The organism is Gemmobacter denitrificans (assembly GCF_036964905.1).
GTDB lineage: Bacteria > Pseudomonadota > Alphaproteobacteria > Rhodobacterales > Rhodobacteraceae > Gemmobacter > Gemmobacter denitrificans.
Window position 1 is genome coordinate 374316 of sequence record NZ_JBALHR010000003.1, and the last position, 22442, is coordinate 396757.

Here is a 22442-nt window from a genome sequence, read left to right on the forward strand (position 1 = left end):
TCAGCTTCACCTGCCTGCGCGAGACACCAATCCTTCGGTCGGATGCCAGTACCTGAGCAGGCGTTTGGGCGGATGCCGCAGACCAAGGGATTGGCTTCTGGTTCACGTTACGTTGCCGATCCGTCAGAGGCTGCAAGAAATTTGGGGTGGTTCACCATCTCTTCGGGTGGCCAGCCGTCTAGAACTCTTCGTACTGCCTCGCGGTCGCTGTGTCCTTGGCCTGCATCCGTGCGCGCGGTGGGTTCGCACGTTTGCTAGAGAAGGCAGGAAGCGGCATCTGGGTTACAGAGGCGCGTTCTGACATCTGGAAGGCGCCGATTTCACCCGCAAGAACACCTGCCTGCTGGCGCAATGCCACCGAGGCGGCGGTCGCCTCTTCCGCCATGGCGGCGTTCTGTTGCGTGACCTGATCCAGTTGGCGCACACCCACATTGATTTCGTTCAGACTGACCGATTGGTCCCTTGCGGCCACGGCGATTGCCGCAATCTGTTCGGACACTTCAGCGGCTTTCTTGACGATCACGTCAAGGCTGTCGCCGGTTTTGCCAACCAGTTCAGATCCGGTTTTGACCTGAGCCGAGCTTTCCTGAATAAGCCCTCTTACCTCGCGTGCGGATTCCGCTGCACGCTGCGCAAGGTTGCGAACTTCGGAGGCAACCACTGCAAAGCCATGGCCTGCATCCCCGGCGCGGGCTGCTTCGACACCGGCATTCAGCGCCAGAAGGTTGGTCTGGAAGGCGATATCATCGATAACACCGATAATACGCGAAATCTGATCGGACGAACGCTCGATTCCCCGCATGGCGGCAACGGCATTGTTCACCACGGTGGCACTGGCCAATGCGATCTCGCGATTCTGGCCGCTGACAGCTTCCACCGCGCGCGCCCGTTCCGCCGTGTCGCGCAGGCTTTCATTCATCTGGTTCAGTGCAGCTGCCGATTGTTCAAGCGTTGCAGCCTGGGTTTCTGCCCTGCCCGAAAGCTCGCCAGCGGCCATGTTGATTTCATCAGCCCCTGCCCTGACCTGCTGCACGACTTCGGAAATTCTCGTCATGGTCTGTGCAAGCCGGGTGACAACCGTATTGAAGGCAAGACGGAGAGAATCATACCCTTCCGGGAAAGGATCATGAGGCGGGCTTTCGATCTGATAGGTCATGTCGCCGGACGCCAAGCGGTCAAGGCCTGTGCTGATTTCCCGCACCACGCGGGCCTGCCGTTCCGCTTCGGCTTTCGCCGCAGCCTCGCGATCCAGACGTATTGCCGTGGCTTCTTGTTCCAGTCTTTTGGCCTCGACGGCGCTATTGCGGAAAACTTCCATGGCAGAGGCCATAGCCCCAATCTCATCTCGCCGCCCTGCATGCGGAATGGATGTATCGAGTTGCCCATTCGCCAAACGCTTCATTGCCGAAGTCATGCCTTCGATGGGGCGCGAAATGACCTGAGCCCCCAGCCAGACCACCACCAGCGTTACCAGCAACATGGCCCCACCAGCCATGATGGCCTGATTCTTGGTTTCCGTGACATGAGCCATGACCGTGGCGCTAGGTACCTTCATCAGTACTGGCCATGTTTCCGATACGCCGATGAATTCAGCGGTTCCGACAAGAACCATGAACTCTTCGCCATTGATCGTTGCATAGTGCAGGCCAGGCTGGGTCAACCAAGCCTTGTCTTCGGCGGAGACGGGTTTGCCGAGCAGCCCGGGGTCGGAATTTGCAATCCACTGGCCGTCAGAACTGACAAGCTGAACATAGCCTTCGCCAAAGGGACGAAGCTGGCCCACCCTTTGTGACAGTTCCGACAAGGCGATGTCAGAGGTCATGATGCCGATGGCGCGTTTGTTGCGATGCACGACACCACTGATGGTGGTCATCAGCACATCCACACCATTGACAGGATATATGTAGGGCGGCGTGATCAGCATCCGGTCTTCGCGCAGCGGCATGTCATACCAGGATTCCGTGCCTGCCTCGGGTCGCATGTCGAGCAGTTCGACCTTAATCTTCTTGTCAGGCCCATAGTAGAAATAGGGTACAAAGCGCCCCGTTACGTCTGAATAGGGATGGCCGATGGACAGGGCTTCATCGCCCAGCGAATTGGGTTCAAAGGCCAACGTCATTCCGACCAGATCCGGCCGGGTTTTCAGCATTTCGGTGACCATTCTGCCCAGCATGTCGCGATTCGGCTGACCGCTGGCCAACACAGCCTCGACCGAGGCGCTGCCAATGCGGACGGTTTCGGTCACGCGGTTCATATCTTGCGTGATCATCGCGACATATTCGCCCATCAGGGCCTGCGCTTTTTCTTCGGCCTCTTCAATCGAGGCGCGCGTCATCATGGTAATACCAAAGTAAACCACTGTGACGATGGCGATGGCGGTCAACGCCGCCGCCGATAGTGCCAGCTTGATTCGCAGTGACGTTGATCTGCGCGGCATCTGGCGTTCCTTTCTGCAGCAGACATGAAGACGTTCCATGTCTGACTAGCAGTCACAGGTTTTCGAACCCTTACCGGAATCGAGATTTCGACAATGCGCAGCACTTTCGTATTTGCGCGAAACGCATGCGATCAGGCGGGAAGGGGCAGAGAATCCGTGGCCACAACTCGCCATCGAAACTTTCGGGGCCGCCAGGCTGGGCTGTGGCGGACCCAGTCCTAGCCGTTTTCCCGCAAGATACTGCCCGCCAGATACAGCGAACCGCAGATCAGGATGCGGGCGTGCGGCTGGTCTGCGACAATGCTGCGCACTGCTTCGGCGACCGATGGCGCGATATGGGCGGGAATGCCAACGCTGGCGGCGGCTTCGGCGGTGATCTCTGCAGGAAGGGTGTTCTTTTCGCCGGGGATCGAAATGGCATGCAGGCTGGCCAGATGCCCGGCCAGAGGCCGCATATAGCCGCTGACATCCTTGGTATTCAGCATGCCGCAGATCGCATGGGTCGGACGCGGGGCCATGCGGGCAAGCGTGGCGGCCAAGGCTTCGCCGCCTGCCGGGTTGTGCCCCCCGTCAAGCCAAAGCTCCGCCAGGCCAGCGGTTTCGACCAGCGGGCCTTGGGTCAGGCGCTGCATCCTCGCCGGCCAATAGGCGCGGGTCACGGCTGCCTCGCAGGTCTCTTCATCCGCACCCAGATGGCGCAAGGCGGCCAGCGCGGCACCCGCATTCTGGATCTGATGTGGCCCGGGCAGATTGGGCAGCGGAAGATCCAGCAGGCCGTTTTCATCCTGATAGATCAGCCGACCTCGTTCTTCCCAAACCTGCCACTGTTGTCCGAAGGCCAGCACCGGCGCACCCAGCCGTTCGGCACGCGCCTCGATCACCGCAAGACCCTCGGCCGCCTGCGGACCGATGATGCAGGGGACCATGCGCTTGATGATCCCTGCCTTTTCGCCCGCGATTTCGGGCAGGGTTTCCCCCAGATATTGTTGATGGTCGATGGAAACCGGGGTGATGATGGTCAGCGCCGGACGATCCACCACATTGGTGGCATCCAGCCGCCCGCCCAGGCCCACCTCCAGCAGAGTGTAATCGGCAGGGGTCCGGGCAAAGGCCAGCAGCGCGGCACAGGTGGTAATTTCAAAGAAGGTGATCTCTTCGCCACCATTGGCAGCCACACATTCATCAAGCAGGGCGGTCAGGGCCTCTTCGCTGATCAGGTCGCCCGCCAGCCGGATGCGTTCATGAAACCAGGCCAGATGCGGCGAAGTATAGGCGTGGACACGCTTTCCCATCGCCTCAAGCCCGGCGCGGATCATGGCCTGGGTCGAACCCTTGCCATTGGTTCCGGCAATATGGATCACCGGGGGCAGGCTGCGCTCCGGGTGACCAAGTGCTGCCAGCAGCCGATGCACCCGGTCCAGCGTCAGGTCGATGATCTTGGGATGAAATTCCATCATCCGGGCAAGAATGGCGTCAGAGCGGCTGTGATCGGGCAGGGCGGTCATCGGGCGTTGTCCTTGGCGGGGGCTTTCACAGGCATAGGGCCGCACCCGGTGGCGCGGCCCTTTCGGTTACGACAGGTTCGGCGCGGGGGCCGACCTTACTTTGCGACCTCGGCCGGTTGCGGCAGATCGCCATGCACAGCGGGGCTCTGATGCGTCAGCATGCGCAGGATGGTGACCAGTTCATCGCGCAGGTTCTTGCGATGGGTCACACGGTCCAGCATGCCGTGATCAAGCAGATATTCGGCGCGCTGGAACCCTTCGGGCAGCTTTTCGCGGATGGTCTGTTCGATCACCCGCGGGCCCGCAAAGCAGATCAGCGCATTGGGTTCGGCAATCTGCACATCCCCCAGCATGGCATAGCTGGCGGTCACGCCACCGGTGGTGGGATGGGTCAGCACCACGACATAGGGCAGGCCTGCCTCTTTCAGCATCTGGATTGCCACGGTGGACCGGGGCATCTGCATCAGCGACAGGATGCCCTCTTGCATCCGAGCGCCCCCGGCTGCCGAAAACAGTACCAACGGGCGTTTCAGCTTTACGGCCCTTTCGGCCCCGGCCACGATGGCATTGCCCACATACATGCCCATAGACCCGCCCATGAAGGCGAAATCCTGCCCGACGGCGATGATCGGGGTGCGCAGCACCTCGCCTTCGGCCACCAGCATGGCATCCCGTTCGCCCGTGGCCTTCTGCGCGGCCTTCATCCGTTCCGGGTATTTCTTCTGGTCGCGGAAATGCAGCGGATCGGCGACAGGTTCTGGCACCTTCACCTCGACAAACACGCCGCCATCGAACAGCGCCTTGAACCGGTCGCGCGGCGTGATCGCCATATGGTGATCACAATGGGTGCAGACATTCAGATTGTCGGCCAGCTCGCGGTGGAACAGCATGGTTCCGCATTCGGGGCACTTCGTCCACAGGTTTTCGGGCACTTCCCGGCGCGAGAAGAGCGAATTGATTTTCGGCCGGACGTAGTTCGAGATCCAGTTCATGCGGGCTTGCCCCTTGTGATGGTCGCCCCGAAATAAGCCGACCCGCCCTGAAATGCAATCTATGCCGGGTTCACACCGGCAGGGCCGTGGTCAGTTTGACCTGGCGCAGCGCAAAATGCGTGGTGGATGACCGCACCAGACCAAGCGCCAGCATTTCGCGCATCAGGAAATGTTCCAGCGCCTCGGGGCCTTCGGCCACGACCTTCAGCATATAGTCATCTGCGCCGGTGATGGTGGCACATTCCACGATCTGCGGATGGCGCTGCACGAAATCGTTGAACCGCGCGATTGATGCCTCGGTATGGTCGATCAGGGTCACATGGATATAGGCCAGTGCCGACAGGCCAAGCGCCGCACGATTGACCAGCGCCACCTGACCGGAAATAAGCCCGGCCTCCTGCATCCGCCGCACCCGCCGCCAGCAAGGCGAGGGCGACAGGCCCACCGCCTGCGCCAGATCCTGCGTGGACAAGGTAGCATCCTGCTGCAGCAAGCGCAGGATGCGGCGGTCAAAGTCATCCAGATCGAGTGGAGGCATGAAATTTCGCCTTTTGGTCAACTTTGGGTAAGACGTTTCACATTCATGCGCATTCCTTTGCAATGAGAAAAGATATTTCTGCCAGATGCGCCAAACTGGTTCCTGAACAGGGAGGAACCGCCATGCCAAAATCCACTGCCTATGTCGCGAAAATCCCCGATGCGCAGGGCCAAATTGCCTATTCGGCTGACGAAGATGCCATCTGGGCTGATCTTTTTGCCAGGCAAAGGCCGAATGTGGCCCGGCGGATGGCACAGCCCTGGTTGCGCGGGCTGGATCTGTTGCAGATGCCTGCAACCCGGGTGCCGCAATGCGCGGAGATTTCTGCCCGCTTGCGTGACCTGACAGGCTGGCGGGTGGAGCCGGTTCCGGCCCTGATCGGCTTTGGCCGGTTCTTCGCCATGCTGGCTGATCGTTGCTTTCCAGCGGCTTCGTTCATCCGGTCGCGGCAGGATTTCGACTATATCGAAGAGCCTGACATCTTTCACGAAATCTTTGGCCACACCCCCTTGCTGACCGATCCGCGCTTTGCCGATTTCTCGCAGGCTATCGGGCAGGCAGGGCTGCGGGCGCAAAAGGAAGATTACGCCTGGCTGATCCGGCTTTACTGGTTCTCTGTCGAATTCGGCCTGGCGCAAGAGCAAGGGGAGATCAAGGCACTTGGTTCCGGGCTGGCGTCCTCCCCGACCGAATTGATCTGGTCAACCGAAAGCCCCGAACCTGAACGCCGCCCATTTGACGTGATCGACATTCTGCGCACCCCTTACCGGATCGACATTCACCAGCCGGTCTATTTCGTGCTGGAAGATTACGATGATCTGTTTCGGGCTGCCGAACGCGACCTGATGGTCGATATTGCCACGGCCCGTGCCAAGGGGCTGTTCGCGCCACGCTTTGTGCCCAAACATTCCTCTGAACAACCTGCTGCCTGAGGTGCGCCATGACCGAGATCTGTGAACCCTGTGCCGGTTTTGGTGGCGCCATGACTGCCGAGGCCGCCGCAGCCCGGATGGGCGAATTGCACCCGGACTGGCGGCTGGACGGGGCGGCGCTGACCCGCCGCTTTGGCTTCAGGAATTTTGCCAAGGCGATGCAGATGGCCAATCTGGCGGGCTGGCTGGGAGAGGCGCAGGGCCATCACCCCGATCTGGCCTTTGGGTGGGGCTGGTGCACGGTGACCTTCACCAGCCACGAAGCCGGGGGGATCACCGCGAATGATTTCCTTTGCGCCAAGAAGCTGGACGCAATCACCGGCCAGATCGCAGCCTAGCTGCGGGGGGAGGTGCTTCGGCACCCCCCTGCCAGATCCAACGCAGGCAGGCGGGCCGAAGTCGCCACGTCCAGCAGCCCCAGAACCGTGTGAAACAGGTTGTCATGGCTGGCGGGGCGAGTGGTGGCTGTGCGCAGGCAATCGTCATCCAAGCCCATGTCTTGCCGAAATTCCGGGTCCAGCCACATTACCATCGGCACTTTGGTCTGGGTTTCGGGGGCCATGAACATCGGGGCTGCGTGCAGATACAACCCGTTTTCGCCCAGCGATTCCCCATGATCCGACAGGTACAGCATGGCAGTCAGTGCCCGGTCGCTGTCGGCCAGCATGTCGATGGTGCGGGCCAGAACGAAATCGGTTTCCAGCAGCGCATTGTCATAGGCGTTTGCGATGGCTTCCGTGGTGCAGCGCGAAAATTCGGCACTGTCGCAGGCGGGTTCGAACCGCGCGCGTTCCGGCGGATAGCGCAGATGATAGGCCGGGCCATGATTGCCGATCATGTGCAGCACCAGAACGGTATTCCGGGTGATGCTGGCCAGGGTCTGTTCAATCACTGGCAGGAAGATTTCGTCGGTGCATTCCCCGGCGCAAGCCGCAGGCGCCAATGTGGCATCCACCCGATCCCAACCGATACGCCGCGCAATGGTCTGATCGCCGGTGTTATTGTCGATCCAGCGCACGTCAAACCCGCTGCGCACCAGAACATCCAGCAGGTTTTCCTGCGCCAGAAAATCGTCGCGGTCATATTCGGCCTGTGTCAGCGGCGAAAACATGCAAGGCAACGAAACGGCGGTCGATGTGCCGCAAGACGATACATCGGGAAAGTTGATGACATCGCGCGCGGCCAGTTCCGGCGTGGTTTGCCGCGCCCCGGGATTGAGCCCGAAATTCTGCGCCCGTGCCGTTTCCCCTGCAAACAGCACCAGCAACACCGGCTTGTCCGCTCCGGCCAGCCAGGGGCCGGGCCGCGCGTCCGTCCCGATGGGCCGCACCACCCCATCCCCTGATTTCCATTGTTGCTTGGCATAGCGGGCCAATGCCCCGATCGTGGCCCCCGGCTGGTACGAGGCCATCAGGTCGCCCCTTTCGCGCAGCACAGCCGAATAGGTCTTGAAATCTGCAAAGAGACTGCCGACCAGCACCGCGAAGGCCAACCCGACACCGAGGGGCCAGCGCCAGAGCTGGTGCCAGCCGCTGGGCTGCCGCAGACGTGGCCAGAACAACAGCGCAGCGGGCAGCACCCCGGTCAGCACGATGGCCCGCATCGCACCCGCCGTCAGCAGATGGCGCGATTCTGTAAAGGTTGTCTCCAGCACATTGCGCACCATCTCGCGGTCCACCAGAATGCCAAGCGCGCGTTCATGGTAATGCGCCGCAGCCGCCATCATGATCATCACTGCCGCCATGGGCCTTTGCAACCGGGCCGGCCCAAAGAATTCCAGCGTCAGCATGGTCAGTGCGGCAATCGCCAGTGCGAACAGCGCCAGTTGCGCAGGGCTTTCGCCGAAAATCTCTACAGCCCTGCGCCAAAACCCGGAATTCAGCAGTGCAAGGATATAGGCGGTGACAATCAGGTTCAGGCTTGTCTGCCCGATTGTGGGGCGATGCGTGAACCAGCCGTGCGAGACCGGCAGCGAAGAAGGGGCAGCAAGGGGCAGGTTTTCGGGCGTCATGGGGGCTTTCAGGGCAATACGTGGTTCAGGCTTGCCCCGGCTGATCGCAGCCCAGCCTTGCAGCAGCCTTACAGCCTGCCCAATCACACACCTCTCGCCACTGCCGCCGCTGCCCGCTACAACGGGCCATGCGCCTGCTGCTTGTGGAAGATACCGAAGATCTTGCCCGGACCGTCCTGCGGTTCCTGCGGGCCGAAGGTCATGCGGTCGATCATGCCGCCGACGCCGCCACGGCGGAAGAGGCGCTGGCCATGGCAGAATATGCCTGCGTGATCCTTGATCTGGGTCTGCCAGACCGTTCCGGGCTGGAACTGCTGAAAGCGCGCCGCCGGTCAGGCGATCGAACGCCGATGCTGATCGCCACGGCGCGCGACCAGATCAGCGACCGTATTGCCGGGCTGGATGCGGGGGCCGATGATTATGTGGTGAAGCCCTTCGATCTGGGCGAACTGTCGGCCCGCATCCGCGCGCATGCGCGGCGCGGTCAGGGATTGCCGGCTACCCGTTTGCAGCTTGGCCCCTTCGAGGTGGATCGTGCGGCGGCCCGCATCTGGCGCGATGGTGCCGAAATCCGGCTGACCGCCCGCGAATGGGCCGTGTTTGACGCGCTGCTGGGCGCGCGGGGCCGTGTCTTGCCCAAATCGGTGCTGGAAGAGGTTCTGGGCAGTTTCGACACGATCATCGAAGGCAACGCGGTCGAGGTCTATGTGTCGCGCCTGCGCGGCAAACTGGGGCCGGGCATCATCGAAACGCGGCGTGGATTGGGATACATTCTGCCATGACAACCGATCTGCGTCCATGGTCGCTGCGGCGACGGTTGACAACCCGGGTTCTGGGGCTGGTGATCGGCGGTTGGATGGCCACCATTGCCGTGTCAGCGCTGGTGCTGGACCATGAGATGAACGAGATGTTCGACGAGGAATTGTCGGCGCTGGTGGAAACCACGGTCCTGTTCCTTGATACCACTGGCCGGGCAGGAGGCGGCGCTGACATCCCGCGGATGCTGGGTGTGGCCGCAGGGGATGGTGAAAGGGTGCTGCGTATCCTTGCGCCCGGCGTCGCCGCCGATACTCCGATTGACGCGCCCAAGGATACCTCTCCCTGGCCAGCCCTGTCCCGTGACGGGTTTCACGATGTGCCGGGCTGGCGTGTCTTGCGGCGCAGTGCCGAAGGCGTGGTGATCGAAGCAGCCCATGCGACCACATGGCGGCGCGAAGAAATGCTGGAGGCCGCTTCGGCCTTTCTGGTTCTGGTGTTGCCGCTGGCGGCCCTGCTGCTGTGGGGCGTGCGGCGGACCGTGGCGCGGGCCACAGCGCCGGTGGCCCGATTGGCCGGGGCGGTTTCGGGGCGCGGGCCGGATGATCTGTCGCCCGTCGATGCGGGGGATCTGCCGCGTGAACTGCGCCCGCTCGCGCTGTCCTTCAACCAGTATCTGGCCCGGATCGAAGCGCTCAGGCAGGCGGAGCGCGACTTCATCGCCAATGCCGCGCATGAATTGCGCACGCCGCTGGCGGGAATACGCAACCGGCTTGCGCTCTCTGCCGATCCCGATGCCATCGCCGCAATCGCATTGCTGGACGGGCTGACGCGGCGGGTTGACCGTCTGCTGCAACTGTCACGACTGGAGGCGGGGCTGGGGTTTGGTCGCGGCCCCTGCGATCTGCTGCGCGTGCTGCGTCTGGTCTGCGATGACCTGCGCCCCATGGCCCGGCACCCGATCCGGCTGGATGACAGCGATCTGGAAACCCTGCTGGTGGCGGCCGATCCAGATGCGCTGGCGATCCTGCTGCGGAATCTGATTGAAAATGCTCTGGTGCATGGCACGGGCACGGTGCAGCTGCGCCTGACCCCCGATGCGAAGCTGATCGTGGAAAATCCCGCGCAGGCCCCGGTTCTGCCGGAGGCCCGCTTTGTCCCTGGCATGGGCTCGCCCGGCCTTGGCCTAGGCCTGTCGATTGTTGACACTTTGGCCCGGGCGATGGGGGTCGGGCTTGCCCTGCAGGTCGGTGCAGACCATGTGCGCGTGGCCCTGCACTTTGCGCGGGCAGGGGTCAGCCGGTGATCCTACCCAGAACGCGGTCCAGCCTTTCCAGGAATATCGCGGTATTCTCGGCGCTGAAGGTCAGGGGTGGGCGGATTTTCAGCACATGGCCCTTGGGTCCGGTGGCGGAAATCAGCACCCCATCCTCGCGCAGCCCATTCACTATGCGGCCCGCCCGCGCGGCATCTGGGGCGCCTTCAGTCACGATATCTTGCCCCAGAAACAGCCCCTCGGCCCGCAATTCGCCCAAGGCTGCATGGCGGCTGGCCAGATCGCGCAGGCCCGCTGCAAAGGTCGCGCCCACGCGGGCAGCATTTTCGATCAGGCCTTCACCCTCGATCACGTCCAGGACCGCATTGCCCACCGCCGCTGCCACCGCATTGCCGCCAAAGGTGTTGAAATAGCGCGCCTCGGCCCCGAACCGCGCGATCACCTCAGGGCGCAGGGCGAGGCCCGCGAGGGGATAGCCATTGCCCATCGGCTTGCCCATGCTGACCATATCCGGCACCACGCCATGGCGGGTAAAGCCCCACATGCCATGGCCCAAGCGGCCAAAACCGGGCTGCACCTCATCGGCGATGAACAGCCCACCTGCGGCACGAATTGCCACAACGGCAGGGGCCAGCACGGTGGGATCGACGATCACCCCATCCGAGGAAAACACCGTATCCGCGATCAGCACCGCAGGCTGGATGCCGTGGCGCTTGAGGTCATCAATCGCCGCCTGCACATCGGCCCCGAAATCGCGGCCCATCGGCGCGGGGACCACCCGCACATGCGGCCCCAAGGGCACGCCCGGCCCCAGCGAGGGCGAAAACTCGGCCACCGCCGCCGTCACGCCGTGATAGGCGTTTTCGGTCACGATGATGCCGTTGCCGCCCGTTGCCGCTCGGGCAATGCGGATGGCGAGGTCGTTCGCCTCTGACCCCGTGCAGGTGAACATCATATGGCCGATTTCACTTGGCAGCGTAGCAAGCAGCCGTTCTGCCAGACGCAGCACGCCATCATGCAGGTATCGCGTATGGCTGGCAAACACCGCCGCCTGATCGGCCATGGCGGCCACGATCTTGGGGTGGCAATGGCCGCAGGACGCCACGTTGTTATAGGTATCCAAATAGGCCTTGCCCTCGGCATCATAAAGCCAGACGCCCTCCCCGCGCATCAGATGCAGGGGGCGTTCATAGAACAGGCGATAGGCTGGGCCGAGGGCTGCCTGACGGCGGGCAACCAGCGCGGCCTGATCGGGCGGCAGCTCAACCGCGCCGGGGCGGAAGGCATTGGGCATGGTGTCGCGGCGCATGGCTCAGACCTCGTGAGGCGATGGGAAAGACAACAAACCCGCCCGGGCCGAGGGCAGATTGCGCAGGATATAGGGGGCGTTATCGGGCCAGCGGGCGGCGCGGTGGCTCGCAATCGCCATGGTGGTGACCATGCGCAGCGCAGTGAGGCCGGGCAGCAGCGCGGCCTCCTCCGCCAGCAGGGGCATCACGCTTTCCCAGCCTGCGCGCATGGCCGCCAGCACCTCTGGCCCCGCGCCGATGCCGGGGCGCACATGATAGGCCGCCGCGACCGCCAGATCGCAAATGCGCGGCGTGCGCACCATATCCCCGAAATCCAGCACACCGCTGACCTGCGCCGGATCATCGGGCGAAACCAGCACGTTATAGGGGTTCAGATCGGCATGAACCACCTGCCACGGCACGCCATCTAGCCGCGCGCGGTTGGCATCAAACCAATCGAGCCACCCTGCACAGCGCGCCCGCAGCTCCGGGTCGGTTACATCGGGCAAAAGCGGGCGCAGGCCCGCGGCCTGTTTCACATCCCATTGCAGCACATGATCGGCTGCCGGGTGCTCATAGCCTTCCAAGGCTTGGGTCAGCCGGGCTGACATGGCGCCAAGGCTCTGCCACAGCACCGGGCTGGGCAGGGCTTCGTGCAGCGGCTTGCCCTCCACCCAACTGAGCAGCCGCATCCGCCCGCCCGAGGGCAGCACGACCTCGGACAGCCCATCAAGGCTGGGCACCACGCGCGGCACCGGCAGATCGGGGGCGCGGGCGGCGATATGCAAAAGCGCGCGGGTCTGAAAATCGGTGATCGCGGGATCTTCGGCCTGATTGGGGAATTTCAGCACAAAGCGCCCGGCAGGCGCGGTGACGCGCCAGTTCAGATCACGTTCCGAGGTGAGCCGCAGCAGATCGCCGCCAAACCCCCAGTGGCGGTGCAGCAGGTTCAGGCTTTCAGCCTCGGTCAGGGCGGGGGCGGGGTGGCTGAGCAGCTCGCCAAGCGGATCATCGGTCATGGGCCTACCCGAACATGAAAACGCCCCCGGCGGCAAGGCCGGGGGCGACTGAGCGTGTCGTGTTCAGTGATCAGCCTTGCTGGCTGCAGCCTTCGCATCGTCGATGCTGCCAGATGCCCCATTGAAAAAGGCGTTGAGCAACACGGCAGAAATCGAGGCGAGAAGGATGCCGCTTTCAATCAACGGATGCAGGTCATGCCACATCCATTGCTTGAAATTCGGCGCGATCAACGGGATCATCCCGAAGCCTAGGCTGACCGCCACGATGAACAGGTTGTTGCGATTGCTGGTGAAATTGACGCCCGCCAGAATGCGGATGCCCGTTGCAGCCACCATGCCGAACATCACCAGCCCTGCCCCGCCCAGAACCATGGTCGGGACCGATTCAACCAAGGCCCCCATCTTGGGGATCAGCCCCAGCACGATCAGGATTACCCCGCCTGCCACGCAGACGAAACGGCTCTTGATCCCGGTCACGCCGACCAAGCCCACGTTCTGGCTGAAGGACGTATAGGGGAAGGTGTTGAAGATGCCGCCGATCAGCGTGCCCAGCCCATCGGTGCGCAAGCCCGCCGAAAGGGCGGGTTGATCCACCGCTTTCCCGGTCATGTCACCAAGCGCCAGAAACATGCCGGTGGATTCGATCATCACCACGATCATGACCAAAGTCATGGTCACGATCATCACCAGATCGAAACTCGGCATGCCGAAATGGAACGGGGTGATGAGCGCGAAGTATCCGGCCTTGCCCACCTTGTCGAAATTCATCGCGCCGATGGAAATCGCGACGATGCAGCCGATCACGATGCCCATCAGCACCGAGATATTCGCGATGAAGCCTTTGGCAAAGCGCGCAATCAGCAGGATCGACACCAGCACGATGGCCGAGACGGCGACATTGCCCAAAGGCGCATAGGCGGGGTTTTTCAGGCTCGCCGCGACAGCGAGTTTCTCGGGTGCGGGCGGCAAGCCTGCGGCCACGGCGCCCTCGGTTGCGGTCTTCAGCCATTCGGCATGAGCCGGATCGACGATCATCGGGGCGGTGGGGCCGACGGGATTGCCGAAGATCCAGTTGATGCCGATCCGCATCAGGCTGACCCCGATCACCAGAATGATGGTGCCGGTGACAACCGGCGGAAAGAACCGCAGCAGTTTCGACATCAAGGGCGCGATCAGCATGGAAATCACGCCAGCCGCGATGATGGCGCCAAAGATCGCCCGCGCGCCTTCGGCACCGCCTTGGGCATTGGCCATGGCGACCATCGGCCCGACGGCGGCGAAAGTCACCCCCATCATCACCGGCAGCTTGATGCCAAACCATTGCGTCGCACCAAGTGATTGAATCAGCGTGGCAATGCCGCAGACGAAGAGGTCCGCCGAGATGAGGAAGGCCACATCCGCCGGATCAAGCTTCAGCGCCCGCCCGATGATCAGCGGCACTGCAACGGCGCCGGCATACATCACCAGCACATGCTGCAAACCGAGGGTAAAGAGTTTCTGAGGCGGTAGAATTTCATCTACCGGGTGCACCGGGGAGGTGGTCATGCGTTCCCTTTCCTGCGGGGGATTTGCTTTTTCGCGCCGTCTCCGTGCCTCCCCCGAGGGTCGCGGTCCGGTTAGAACCGCCGGGCCTTAGGCCGGGGGGATCGTGAAGGGCTCGGGGTAGCGATGCTCTTCCAGATTGGGGGTGGGACCGATGCGGTCGATGACCGCGAACAGGCCCGGCGCGTGCAGCGGCGTCAGCACACCATGCCAGGTGCCGCGATGGAAATTGATGGCTTGCGTGCCATCGGACAGGAAGGCACGGGGGCGACCGGGCCGGTCGCCCTCATCCGGTGCGACGATGATCAGGAAGGGGTCAGCGCTCATTGGCACGAAGGCCTGGCTGCCCTCCGGGTGGCGCTCCACAAGGTCAAACTCATAGGGCAGCGCGCGGGGAATGGCCTTGAAGATTGAAATCCCCGCCCGCCCCTCCGGCCCGAAATCCAGCCGCGCGCGGTCATGATGGCGCTGGCAAAAGCCTGCATTGATCAGGCGAAACTCGCCCGTCGCTTCCAGCACATCCCCGAAGGGCGCAAAGGCCTCGGCTGTCAGGGGTTCGGGGGCGATCACGCTCATCGGCCAAAGGCCCCCGGCCCGCGCAGCTTGGCGTGGCGGTTCACATCCTTGTACAGCAGATAGCGGAACGGCCCCGGCCCGGCGGCGTAGCAGGCCTGCGGACAATAGGCGCGCAGCCACATGAAATCGCCTGCCTCGACCTCGACCCAATCCTGATTGAGCTTGTAGACTGCCTTGCCCTCAAGCACGTAAAGCCCATGCTCCATGACATGGGTTTCCTCGAAGGGGATCACCCCGCCGGGTTTGAAGGTGACGATATTCACATGGGCATCATGGCGGACATCCTCCGGCTCCACGAAACGGGTGGTGCCCCAACGTTCACCCGTATCGGGCATCCAGCGCACCGGGGTCGCCTGATCGGAAGTGATGATCGGCTCAGGGCTCGATACGCCCGGCGCGGGTTCGTAAAGCTTGCGCAGCCAATGGAAGCGCGCAGGCCCCTGCCCTTCGGCGCGCAGGCTCCACGGCGTGCCCGCCGGGATATAGGCATAACCGCCCGCATCCAGATCATGCGCCACACCGCCGATGGTCACCGTGGCCACGCCGCCGGTGAAGAACAGCCAATGCTCGGCCCCCACTTCCGGGTCAGGGCTGTCTGACCCGCCCCCCGGCGCCACTTCCATCACATATTGGCTGAAGGTCTCGGAAAAACCGGTCATCGGGCGGGCAATCAGCCAAAGCCGGGTCTTGTCCCATCCCGGCAAGTAACTGGTGACGATATCGGAAAAGCAGCCCTTGGGGATGAAGGCATAGGCCTCGGTGAAGACCGCGCGCTGCGTCATCAGGGCGGTTTGGGGCGGCAGGCCGCCTTGCGGCGCGAAATAGCCAGTCATGGCAGAATGTCCTTCAAGCGAAGTTCGGCGATCCGTTCCACCTGACGGCAGGCGGTCGCAAATTCGGTGGCGCTGTCATGGCCGATGCGGGTCTGGAAGGCCGACAGGATGCTGTCTTTGGTATTGTCGCGCACGGCGATGATGAAGGGGAAGCCATGTTTGGCAACGTATTCGGCATTCAGCCGCTCGAAGGTCGCGCGTTCGGCATCGGTCAGCGCATCCAGCGCGGCGCTGGCCTGTTCGGCGGTGCTTTCGGCGGTCAGCCGCTTGGCCTGCGCGAGTTTCCCCGCCAGATCCGGGTGCGCGCGCAACACGGCCAGCCGCTCGGCCTCACTCGCGCTGCGGAACATCCGGCACAGCGCATTGTGCAGGCCCGCCGCGCTGTCATGCGCGGGGCCAAGCTCCAGATCAAAGGCACGCTCCGCAATCCATGCAGAGTGTTCAAAGATGCCGCCAAAACGGGCCACGAAACGGTCGCGCGCCATCTGCGAGGGGCGATCAATGCGTTGATGTGGGTGGGTTTTGGCCCAATGCTCGGCAATGTCGATCCGGCGCGGGAACCACACGCCCTCATGCGCCTGGGCATAGTCCAGAAACCGCATCAGCCCCGCCACCTTGCCCGGCCGCCCGATCAGGCGGTTGTGCAACCCGATGGAAAACATCTTGGCCCGCCCCGCCTGCCCCTCGGCATAGAGCACGTCAAAACTGTCCTTCAGATAGTGATAGAACTGTTCGCCCGTGATATAGCCCGGCGCCGTGGCAAAGCGCATGTCATTGGCTTCCAGCGTATAGGGAATGACCAACTGGTCATGGTCGCCCACCTCGCGCCAATAGGGCAGATCGTCGTCGTAAGTGTCTGAAATCCAGGCCAGCCGCCGGGTCTCTGCCGTCAGTCGGACCGTGTTCATGCTGCACCGCCCGGTGTACCAGCCGCGCGGCGGCTCCCCCACCACCTCCTCATGCAGGCGGAAGCTTTCGGCGATTTGCCGCGCCTCCTCCTCCGGGTCCATGTCGCGGTGATCAACCCATTTCAGGCCATGGCTGGCGATTTCCCATCCCGCCGCCTTCATCGCAGCCACCTGCTCGGGGTTACGCGCCAAGGCCGAGGTCACGCCATAGACCGTGACGGGGATCGCCTTTTCCGAGAACAGCCGATGCAACCGCCAAAAGCCCGCCCGCGCGCCATAGTCGTAGATCGACTCCATGTTCCAATGCCGCATGCCCGGCCAAGGCGCGGCCCCTGCGATGTCGGACAGAAATGCCTCCGATTGCGCATCGCCATGCAGCAGGTTGTTTTCGCCGCCTTCCTCATAGTTCAGCACGATGGAGACAGCGATCTTCGCCCCGCCCGGCCATGCGGCATCAGGCGGGTTCGGCCCATGGCCTCGGAAATCGCGGGGATAACGGTTCATGAAGCACCTCTTTGACCGGCAGATTAGGCGGAGCGTGACGAAAGTTTTTTCAAATAATCCCGAAAAGACCTATCCTGCATCTGTGCGGTCGCAGGCCGGGCGATTTCGGGGCAGGATGCACCGGATGGCAGCAAGGAGAAAACGGTCATGGCAGGCGGACGGCTGACAACCCATGTGCTGGATACCGCGCGCGGCAAGCCTGCGGCAGGGGTGAAGATCATGCTTTACCGCATCAGCGGGCAAAGCCATCGCAAGATCGCGGAAACGGTCACCAATGCCGATGGCCGCACCGATGCGCCCATGCTGGCAGGCGAGGCGCTGAAAGAGGGCCAGTATGAACTGGTGTTCTGTGCGGGGGATTATCTGCGGGCCACCGGGCAGGGCGCGGGCGAGGTGCTGTTTCTGGACGAAATCCCGATCCGCTTCGGTGTGCCGGATGCCGGGCAGCATTACCATGTGCCGCTGCTGATCAGCCCCTTTGCCTATTCCACCTATCGCGGAAGCTGACGGCGTTGGCCGCCTGCGGCCTGCGCGATGGCCAGCAGGCGGCGGCGATCCCCCCGGCACAGTGCATCCACCATGCCCTGCAACCCATGCGTCTTGAGATGCGGAGCCAGTGTCGAATGGCCGAGCTTGGGAAACAGCAGGTGATCGACCTGTTCTTGCATCGGAAAGGCCATGGCCTGCGCGGCGTCATCCTGCATGCCATGGCACAGCGTGATCCAGGGGCCTGCGGGCAGCGGGCAGGGCGGGATCGTCTGGTCCGCAGTCCAGTCTGACCAGCGGGCTTCGTTCCGAAGGTCATGCTGCGGGCCAAACGCAAGCACCGCATCTACCGGCAGCACCTCGGCCGCGCGCAGCGCGCTGACCGCCCCCATCGAAACGCCCAGCGTGACAATCCGCCTGATCGGTTGTGGCACCGCCGCCACCGCTTGCCGCAATGCCCCGGCCCAACCGGGATGGCTGGCCCAGCTGCGGCTTTGGTCGCGGAAGAACAGCGCCGCACGATCCGTGCCGATGGCCATGCGGCGAAACTCCGGTGCAGGCATGCGGCTGGGGTCGTGGCCGATCGAGGAAAAGGCGATTACCAGCAGCCCGGTTGGCGCATCGGGCAGCACCAGATCGGCAGCAAAGGGCGCGGGCAGACCAAGCTCAGCCAAGGGCGAAATCCTGCCCGGGTGCGGCGGGGCCAAAGTGCCCCTTTGCATCCGCGCGCCAGATTTGCGCGGTTATCCCGCCCGGCACCAGATCAAGCACGTTGAAGGCATTGGCCTCCGACCGCCGCCGATGCGACAGGGCGGTGCCTGCCTGCAGTGACAATAGCCCCGGTGCCGTGGCGAAGGGCGCGATATGGCTGACATGCAGATGCCCCGACAGCACCACCTGCGCCCCCAAACCCGGCAGTGTCGCCAAGGCCTGTGAGGCACCGCGCATCAGGGGCTGATCTTCGCCCGGCAGGTGTTCCAGCGGGTGATGCATCACCACCACCTTGATACGGTTGCCAGCAGATGCCAGCCGTGTGCCCAGCCGATTCAATTGCCCCCGCCGGATCACGCCGCGCCGCCAGGCGAAGGGATCGGCGGTATTCATCCCGACCACGATAACCCGATCATTCTGCCAGGCCGGCTCGCGTTCAGGTGACCAACCGCGATCCCAGGCGCGGAAGGGGCAAAGCAGCCGGGTCAATGGCCGGTGCAGCGGCATGTCATGATTGCCCGGTACCGCCAGAACCGGTGCGCCCAGACTGTGCAAAAAGACTCGGGCCTGCGCAAATTGCACGGCGCGTGCGCGTTGGGTCAGATCGCCCGACACCACGATCAGATCGGGCGAAAGATCCCGAACTGCCGCCGCCAAAGGCGCATGCATCGCCGGATCGGTTGCGCCGAAATGCAGATCGGAAAGATGGACCAGCCGGGTCCGGCCTGCCACGCTCATGCCTCGACCTTGTCGGCCTCATCCGGCACGATGATGTTGAGCGCATCGTCATGGATGGTGAAGGTCAGCGGTGCCAGCATCCGGCGCTTTTCGCCATCAAAGGCCACCTTGGGGCGGCGCTTGGCGGTTTCCAGCACCAGATCGCGTGTCGTGATCACATCGACATCCTGCCCGGCTTGCACCCGGCGCAGCGCCAGCCGCAGCGCCAGTTTCAACAGGTGCCAGCGCGTGCCGCCGCGCGCGACAAAGACGGCAAACTGGTCGTCGCTGATCGCCTTGGCCCCCTGCAGTCCGAAGCGTTCCAGCTGATAGGCGGATCGGGCCACGAAGATCAGCGGGGTTTTCAACTCTTGCCGCAGGCCATCGGCTGTCAGAACCAGACGGCTGGGGCGCTGGAACCGGATCAGAGTGCGCAGCACCGACCAATGCGCAAGCAGCCGCGACCGGCCCCAGCGGGCATAGACATCTTCGCGCGCCTGCAGGATCGTCGGATACAGACCGACTGAGGCATTGTTCAGAAACAGCTGCCCGTTCACCGACCCGACTGAAACCTTGCGCGGATGCCCGGCCAGAATGGCCCGCGCTGCCCCCTCGGGGTCTTGCGGCAGGCCAAGCCCGCGGGCGAAATAGTTGAAGGTGCCCAGCGGCAGCACGGCCAGATTGGCGGGGCTGTGCAACAGTGCATGGGCCACGCCCATCACAGTGCCATCGCCCCCTGCGGCAACAATGGTGGAAAAGCCGTCCGCCACGGCGCGCTGCACGAATTCATCCAGATCTTCGCCCTTGCGCCAACGCCGCAGGGTGGCAGCGGGCCCGAATGCGCGCATGGCCTGCCCGATGGCCGCCGCATCGCGGCTGTTGCGCCCCGATCCGGGATTGGCCACCACGCAGATGGTTTCCGGTGCAATCGTCATCCTGCCCTCCGCGCGTTCTTCAGCCGTCAGGCCGGATGAAGGGCTAACCCCTCAAGCCGCGCCGACAGTTCCGATTTGATGCGCAACACGATGAAATCAACGAAAAGCCGGATCTTCGGATCGCGCAATCGGCGGTGCTGGCTGAGACAGGACAGTTGCGTGGCCAGCGGCGGGGTGGCCTGCGCCACGGGCACCAGCCGGCCATCGCGCAGATATTCGGCCACTTCGAAGATCGGCTTCATCACGATACCATGGCCCTCCAGCGCCCAGCTTGTCAGCACATCGCCATCATCGCTTTCGAAGGGGCCGCTGATTTCAAACCGGCGCGGGCCGTCGGGGGTGCGCAACGTCCACTGAAATTCCTTGGCCCCGGGAAAGCGCAGGTTCAGACAGTCATGCCGGTCGGCCACCAGGGCCGCGCCATCCGCCGGATTGCCGCGGCGGGCGATATAGGCGGGCGCGGCACACAGGACGCGTGGGCAATCGGCAATCAGCCGGACCTTCAGCGTGCTGTCCTCCAGCAGACCCAGATGGAAAGCCAGATCAAGCCCCTCGGCAGTGACATCGACATGGCGATCCGACAGCCGCAACCGCAGGTCGATCTGCGGATACAGTGCCTTGAAGGCAGGCACATGCGGCGCGATGAAGCGCCGCCCGATGCCCAGCGGTGCCGCCACAAAGATGGTGCCGCGCGGGTTCTGGGTGGCATTCACCACCGCCGCCTCGGCCTCGTCGATGGCCTCCAGCACCTTGCGCGCGCCTTCATAGAAGATGCGCCCGTTTTCGGTGGGCTGCAGGCTGCGCGTGGTGCGGTTGAACAGCCGCAGCCCCAGATGCTTTTCCAGTTCCGAGATTCGGGCCGATGCCACTGCGGGCGAGGTGCGTTGATCGCGCGCCGCCGCGCTCATGCTGCCCAATTCATAGACACGCACGAACATCTTGATGTTGTTGACATAGGACATGGTCCGCCGCGCCCCCACCGCCGCGATTTTCCGTTCGCAATTGAAAGTGATCCGGCATTTGCTGAATTAACAGAAAGGCGGGGCCGCGTATAGGCTTGGCCCAAAGCAGGAAGGGGCGCCGCATGTATGAATTCGCCGTGATCGGGGAATGGCTGGAATTCGCCATTCGCTGGACCCATGTGATCACCGCCATCGCATGGATCGGATCAAGCTTCTATTTCATTGCGCTGGACCTTGGCCTGCACCGCGACCGCAATCTGGCCTCCGGTGCCGATGGCGAGGAATGGCAGGTGCATGGCGGCGGGTTCTACCACATCCAGAAATATCTGGTGGCCCCGGCGGCGATGCCCGACCATCTGGTCTGGTTCAAATGGGAAAGCTACATGACCTGGGTTTCGGGCTTCTGCCTGCTGGTCGTGGTCTATTATCTGGGCGCCGAGTTCTATCTGATCGATCCGAATGTGCGTGAACTGCTGCCCTGGCAGGCCATCGGGCTGTCGCTTGCCTCGCTCGCCTTTGGATGGATTGCCTATAACACCATCTGCAAGGTCTTTGTGAATGCCAACCAGACGGCGGTGATGCTGGCGCTGTTCGTGGTGCTGGTGGGGATGAGCCTGTTCTACACCTCGGTCTTTTCGGGGCGGGCGGCACTGCTGCATCTGGGGGCCTTCACCGCCACCATCATGTCGGCCAATGTGTTCTTCATCATCATGCCGAACCAGCGCATCGTGGTGGCCGATCTCAAGGCAGGCCGCAAGCCCGACCCGAAATATGGCAAGATCGCCAAACAGCGCAGCACGCATAACAATTACCTGACGCTGCCGGTCATCTTCCTGATGCTGTCCAACCATTATCCGCTGGCTTTCGCCACGCCCTATAACTGGGCCATTGCCAGCCTCGTGTTTCTGATGGGGGTAACGATCCGGCATTGGTTCAACACCCAGCATGCCCGCAAGGGCAACCCGCACTGGACATGGGCCGTGACCGTGATCCTGATGCTGGTCATTGCCTGGCTGTCCTCGATCCGGCACGAGATGCCGCAAGAGCAGGCCGCCCTTGGCCCCGCCGCGCTGCACTATGCTGCGGCCCCGGGGTTTGATGCGGTGACTGGCATCGTTCAGGGCCGCTGTTCCATGTGCCATGCCGCTGAACCCAGTTGGGAAGGGCTGCACTGGCCCCCCAAGGGCGTCATGCTGGAGACCCCGGACCAGATCGCGCATGAGGCACGGCGCATCTATGTTCAGGCCGGGATCACCCATGCGATGCCCCCCGGCAACCTGAGCTATATGGAACCCGAGGAACGCCAGCAGATCATCGACTGGTTCAACGCCACCCCTGCGCCGGGGATCTGATCGCGCGTCTTGCGACCGGCTGGCCTCTTCGTCCAATCCCGTTTGTCGTCGCTGATATGCACGGTGGCCACGGACCTTCCGAACCCTATGTTGTGTTTCCAGATATTCTCATATGGAATATCTGAAGGCATAGAGTTCAATTGTATTCAATCAAATTAACG

21 protein-coding genes are annotated in these 22442 nt (G+C 63.1%); 6 read left to right on the plus strand and 15 right to left on the minus strand.

What is annotated here, in order from left to right; genetic code table 11:
* Nucleotides 1-178 precede the first annotated feature (178 nt).
* The 4 genes from V6590_RS07565 to V6590_RS07580 form a co-directional block, all read right to left on the minus strand.
* Nucleotides 179-2437 (minus strand): methyl-accepting chemotaxis protein, encoded by a 2259-nt coding sequence (locus V6590_RS07565; RefSeq protein ID WP_335421497.1) that lies wholly within the window; start codon nt 2435-2437, stop codon nt 179-181.
* Between the two features lie 218 nt (nt 2438-2655).
* A complete protein-coding gene (locus tag V6590_RS07570; RefSeq protein WP_335421499.1) occupies nt 2656-3942 on the minus strand; it encodes a bifunctional folylpolyglutamate synthase/dihydrofolate synthase in 1287 nt (428 codons plus the stop codon).
* A 95-nt stretch (nt 3943-4037) separates the two neighbouring features.
* The gene (accD, locus tag V6590_RS07575) at nt 4038-4934 is read right to left on the minus strand and encodes an acetyl-CoA carboxylase, carboxyltransferase subunit beta (protein ID WP_335421500.1); all 897 of its coding nucleotides are present in this window, start codon (nt 4932-4934) and stop codon (nt 4038-4040) included.
* Between the two features lie 70 nt (nt 4935-5004).
* Entirely contained in the window at nt 5005-5472 is a 468-nt protein-coding gene (locus V6590_RS07580; RefSeq protein ID WP_335421502.1) for an Lrp/AsnC family transcriptional regulator, read from the minus strand.
* A gap of 122 nt (nt 5473-5594) precedes the next feature.
* Here V6590_RS07580 and phhA point away from each other — a divergent pair, with 122 nt between their 5' ends.
* Together phhA and V6590_RS07590 are read left to right on the plus strand one after the other, a co-directional pair.
* A complete protein-coding gene (phhA, locus tag V6590_RS07585; protein ID WP_335421504.1) occupies nt 5595-6404 on the plus strand; it encodes a phenylalanine 4-monooxygenase in 810 nt (269 codons plus the stop codon).
* Nucleotides 6405-6412: 8 nt separating this feature from the next.
* The gene (locus tag V6590_RS07590) at nt 6413-6742 is read left to right on the plus strand and encodes a 4a-hydroxytetrahydrobiopterin dehydratase (RefSeq protein ID WP_335421506.1); all 330 of its coding nucleotides are present in this window, start codon (nt 6413-6415) and stop codon (nt 6740-6742) included.
* On the opposite strand, the gene V6590_RS07595 is transcribed toward V6590_RS07590, so the two are convergent.
* Nucleotides 6739-8415 (minus strand): phosphoethanolamine transferase, encoded by a 1677-nt coding sequence (locus tag V6590_RS07595; RefSeq protein WP_335421508.1) that lies wholly within the window; start codon nt 8413-8415, stop codon nt 6739-6741. The two genes, V6590_RS07590 and V6590_RS07595, sit on opposite strands and share 4 nt — an antisense overlap.
* A 128-nt stretch (nt 8416-8543) precedes the next feature.
* Here V6590_RS07595 and V6590_RS07600 point away from each other — a divergent pair, with 128 nt between their 5' ends.
* Complete coding sequence (locus tag V6590_RS07600; protein ID WP_335421510.1) at nt 8544-9197, plus strand: response regulator transcription factor; 654 nt, start codon at nt 8544-8546, stop codon at nt 9195-9197.
* The gene (locus V6590_RS07605; RefSeq protein ID WP_335421512.1) at nt 9194-10477 is read left to right on the plus strand and encodes a sensor histidine kinase; all 1284 of its coding nucleotides are present in this window, start codon (nt 9194-9196) and stop codon (nt 10475-10477) included. The genes V6590_RS07600 and V6590_RS07605 overlap by 4 nt, the downstream gene beginning before the upstream one ends.
* Here the strand turns inward: V6590_RS07605 and V6590_RS07610 are convergent.
* The 6 genes from V6590_RS07610 to puuE form a co-directional block, all read right to left on the minus strand.
* Complete coding sequence (locus tag V6590_RS07610) at nt 10467-11756, minus strand: aspartate aminotransferase family protein (protein WP_335421514.1); 1290 nt, start codon at nt 11754-11756, stop codon at nt 10467-10469. The genes V6590_RS07605 and V6590_RS07610 overlap by 11 nt on opposite strands.
* A gap of 3 nt (nt 11757-11759) precedes the next feature.
* On the minus strand, nt 11760-12755 hold the full coding sequence (locus V6590_RS07615) for a phosphotransferase (protein WP_335421516.1): 996 nt from the start codon (nt 12753-12755) through the stop codon (nt 11760-11762).
* Nucleotides 12756-12818: 63 nt separating this feature from the next.
* Nucleotides 12819-14300, minus strand: a complete 1482-nt coding sequence (locus tag V6590_RS07620; protein ID WP_335421517.1) for a nucleobase:cation symporter-2 family protein — start codon at nt 14298-14300, stop codon at nt 12819-12821.
* A gap of 87 nt (nt 14301-14387) precedes the next feature.
* Nucleotides 14388-14873 carry an ureidoglycolate lyase gene (locus V6590_RS07625; protein ID WP_335421519.1) on the minus strand — a complete coding sequence of 162 codons (486 nt, stop codon included), beginning with the start codon at nt 14871-14873 and terminating at the stop codon, nt 14388-14390.
* The gene (locus V6590_RS07630; RefSeq protein ID WP_335421521.1) at nt 14870-15706 is read right to left on the minus strand and encodes a bifunctional allantoicase/(S)-ureidoglycine aminohydrolase; all 837 of its coding nucleotides are present in this window, start codon (nt 15704-15706) and stop codon (nt 14870-14872) included. The genes V6590_RS07625 and V6590_RS07630 overlap by 4 nt, the downstream gene beginning before the upstream one ends.
* Complete coding sequence (gene puuE, locus V6590_RS07635) at nt 15703-17118, minus strand: allantoinase PuuE (protein ID WP_335421523.1); 1416 nt, start codon at nt 17116-17118, stop codon at nt 15703-15705. The genes V6590_RS07630 and puuE overlap by 4 nt, the downstream gene beginning before the upstream one ends.
* A 147-nt stretch (nt 17119-17265) precedes the next feature.
* On the opposite strand from puuE, the gene uraH reads away from it, so the two are divergent.
* Nucleotides 17266-17625: a hydroxyisourate hydrolase gene (gene uraH / locus V6590_RS07640; RefSeq protein WP_335421525.1), complete on the plus strand. Its 360-nt coding sequence runs from the start codon at nt 17266-17268 to the stop codon at nt 17623-17625.
* Here uraH and V6590_RS07645 read toward each other — a convergent pair.
* The 4 genes from V6590_RS07645 to V6590_RS07660 are packed head-to-tail and all read right to left on the minus strand — an operon-like array spanning nt 17610 to nt 20929.
* Entirely contained in the window at nt 17610-18278 is a 669-nt protein-coding gene (locus V6590_RS07645) for a hypothetical protein (protein WP_335421528.1), read from the minus strand. The genes uraH and V6590_RS07645 overlap by 16 nt on opposite strands.
* On the minus strand, nt 18271-19053 hold the full coding sequence (locus V6590_RS07650) for a metallophosphoesterase family protein (protein WP_335421529.1): 783 nt from the start codon (nt 19051-19053) through the stop codon (nt 18271-18273). The genes V6590_RS07645 and V6590_RS07650 overlap by 8 nt, the downstream gene beginning before the upstream one ends.
* Complete coding sequence (locus tag V6590_RS07655; RefSeq protein WP_335421531.1) at nt 19050-19967, minus strand: diacylglycerol/lipid kinase family protein; 918 nt, start codon at nt 19965-19967, stop codon at nt 19050-19052. Before V6590_RS07655 ends, V6590_RS07650 begins: the two co-directional genes overlap by 4 nt.
* Nucleotides 19968-19993: 26 nt before the next feature.
* Complete coding sequence (locus tag V6590_RS07660) at nt 19994-20929, minus strand: LysR family transcriptional regulator (RefSeq protein WP_335421533.1); 936 nt, start codon at nt 20927-20929, stop codon at nt 19994-19996.
* Nucleotides 20930-21051: 122 nt separating this feature from the next.
* On the opposite strand from V6590_RS07660, the gene V6590_RS07665 reads away from it, so the two are divergent.
* The gene (locus tag V6590_RS07665; protein ID WP_335421535.1) at nt 21052-22281 is read left to right on the plus strand and encodes a urate hydroxylase PuuD; all 1230 of its coding nucleotides are present in this window, start codon (nt 21052-21054) and stop codon (nt 22279-22281) included.
* Nucleotides 22282-22442: the final 161 nt, after the last annotated feature.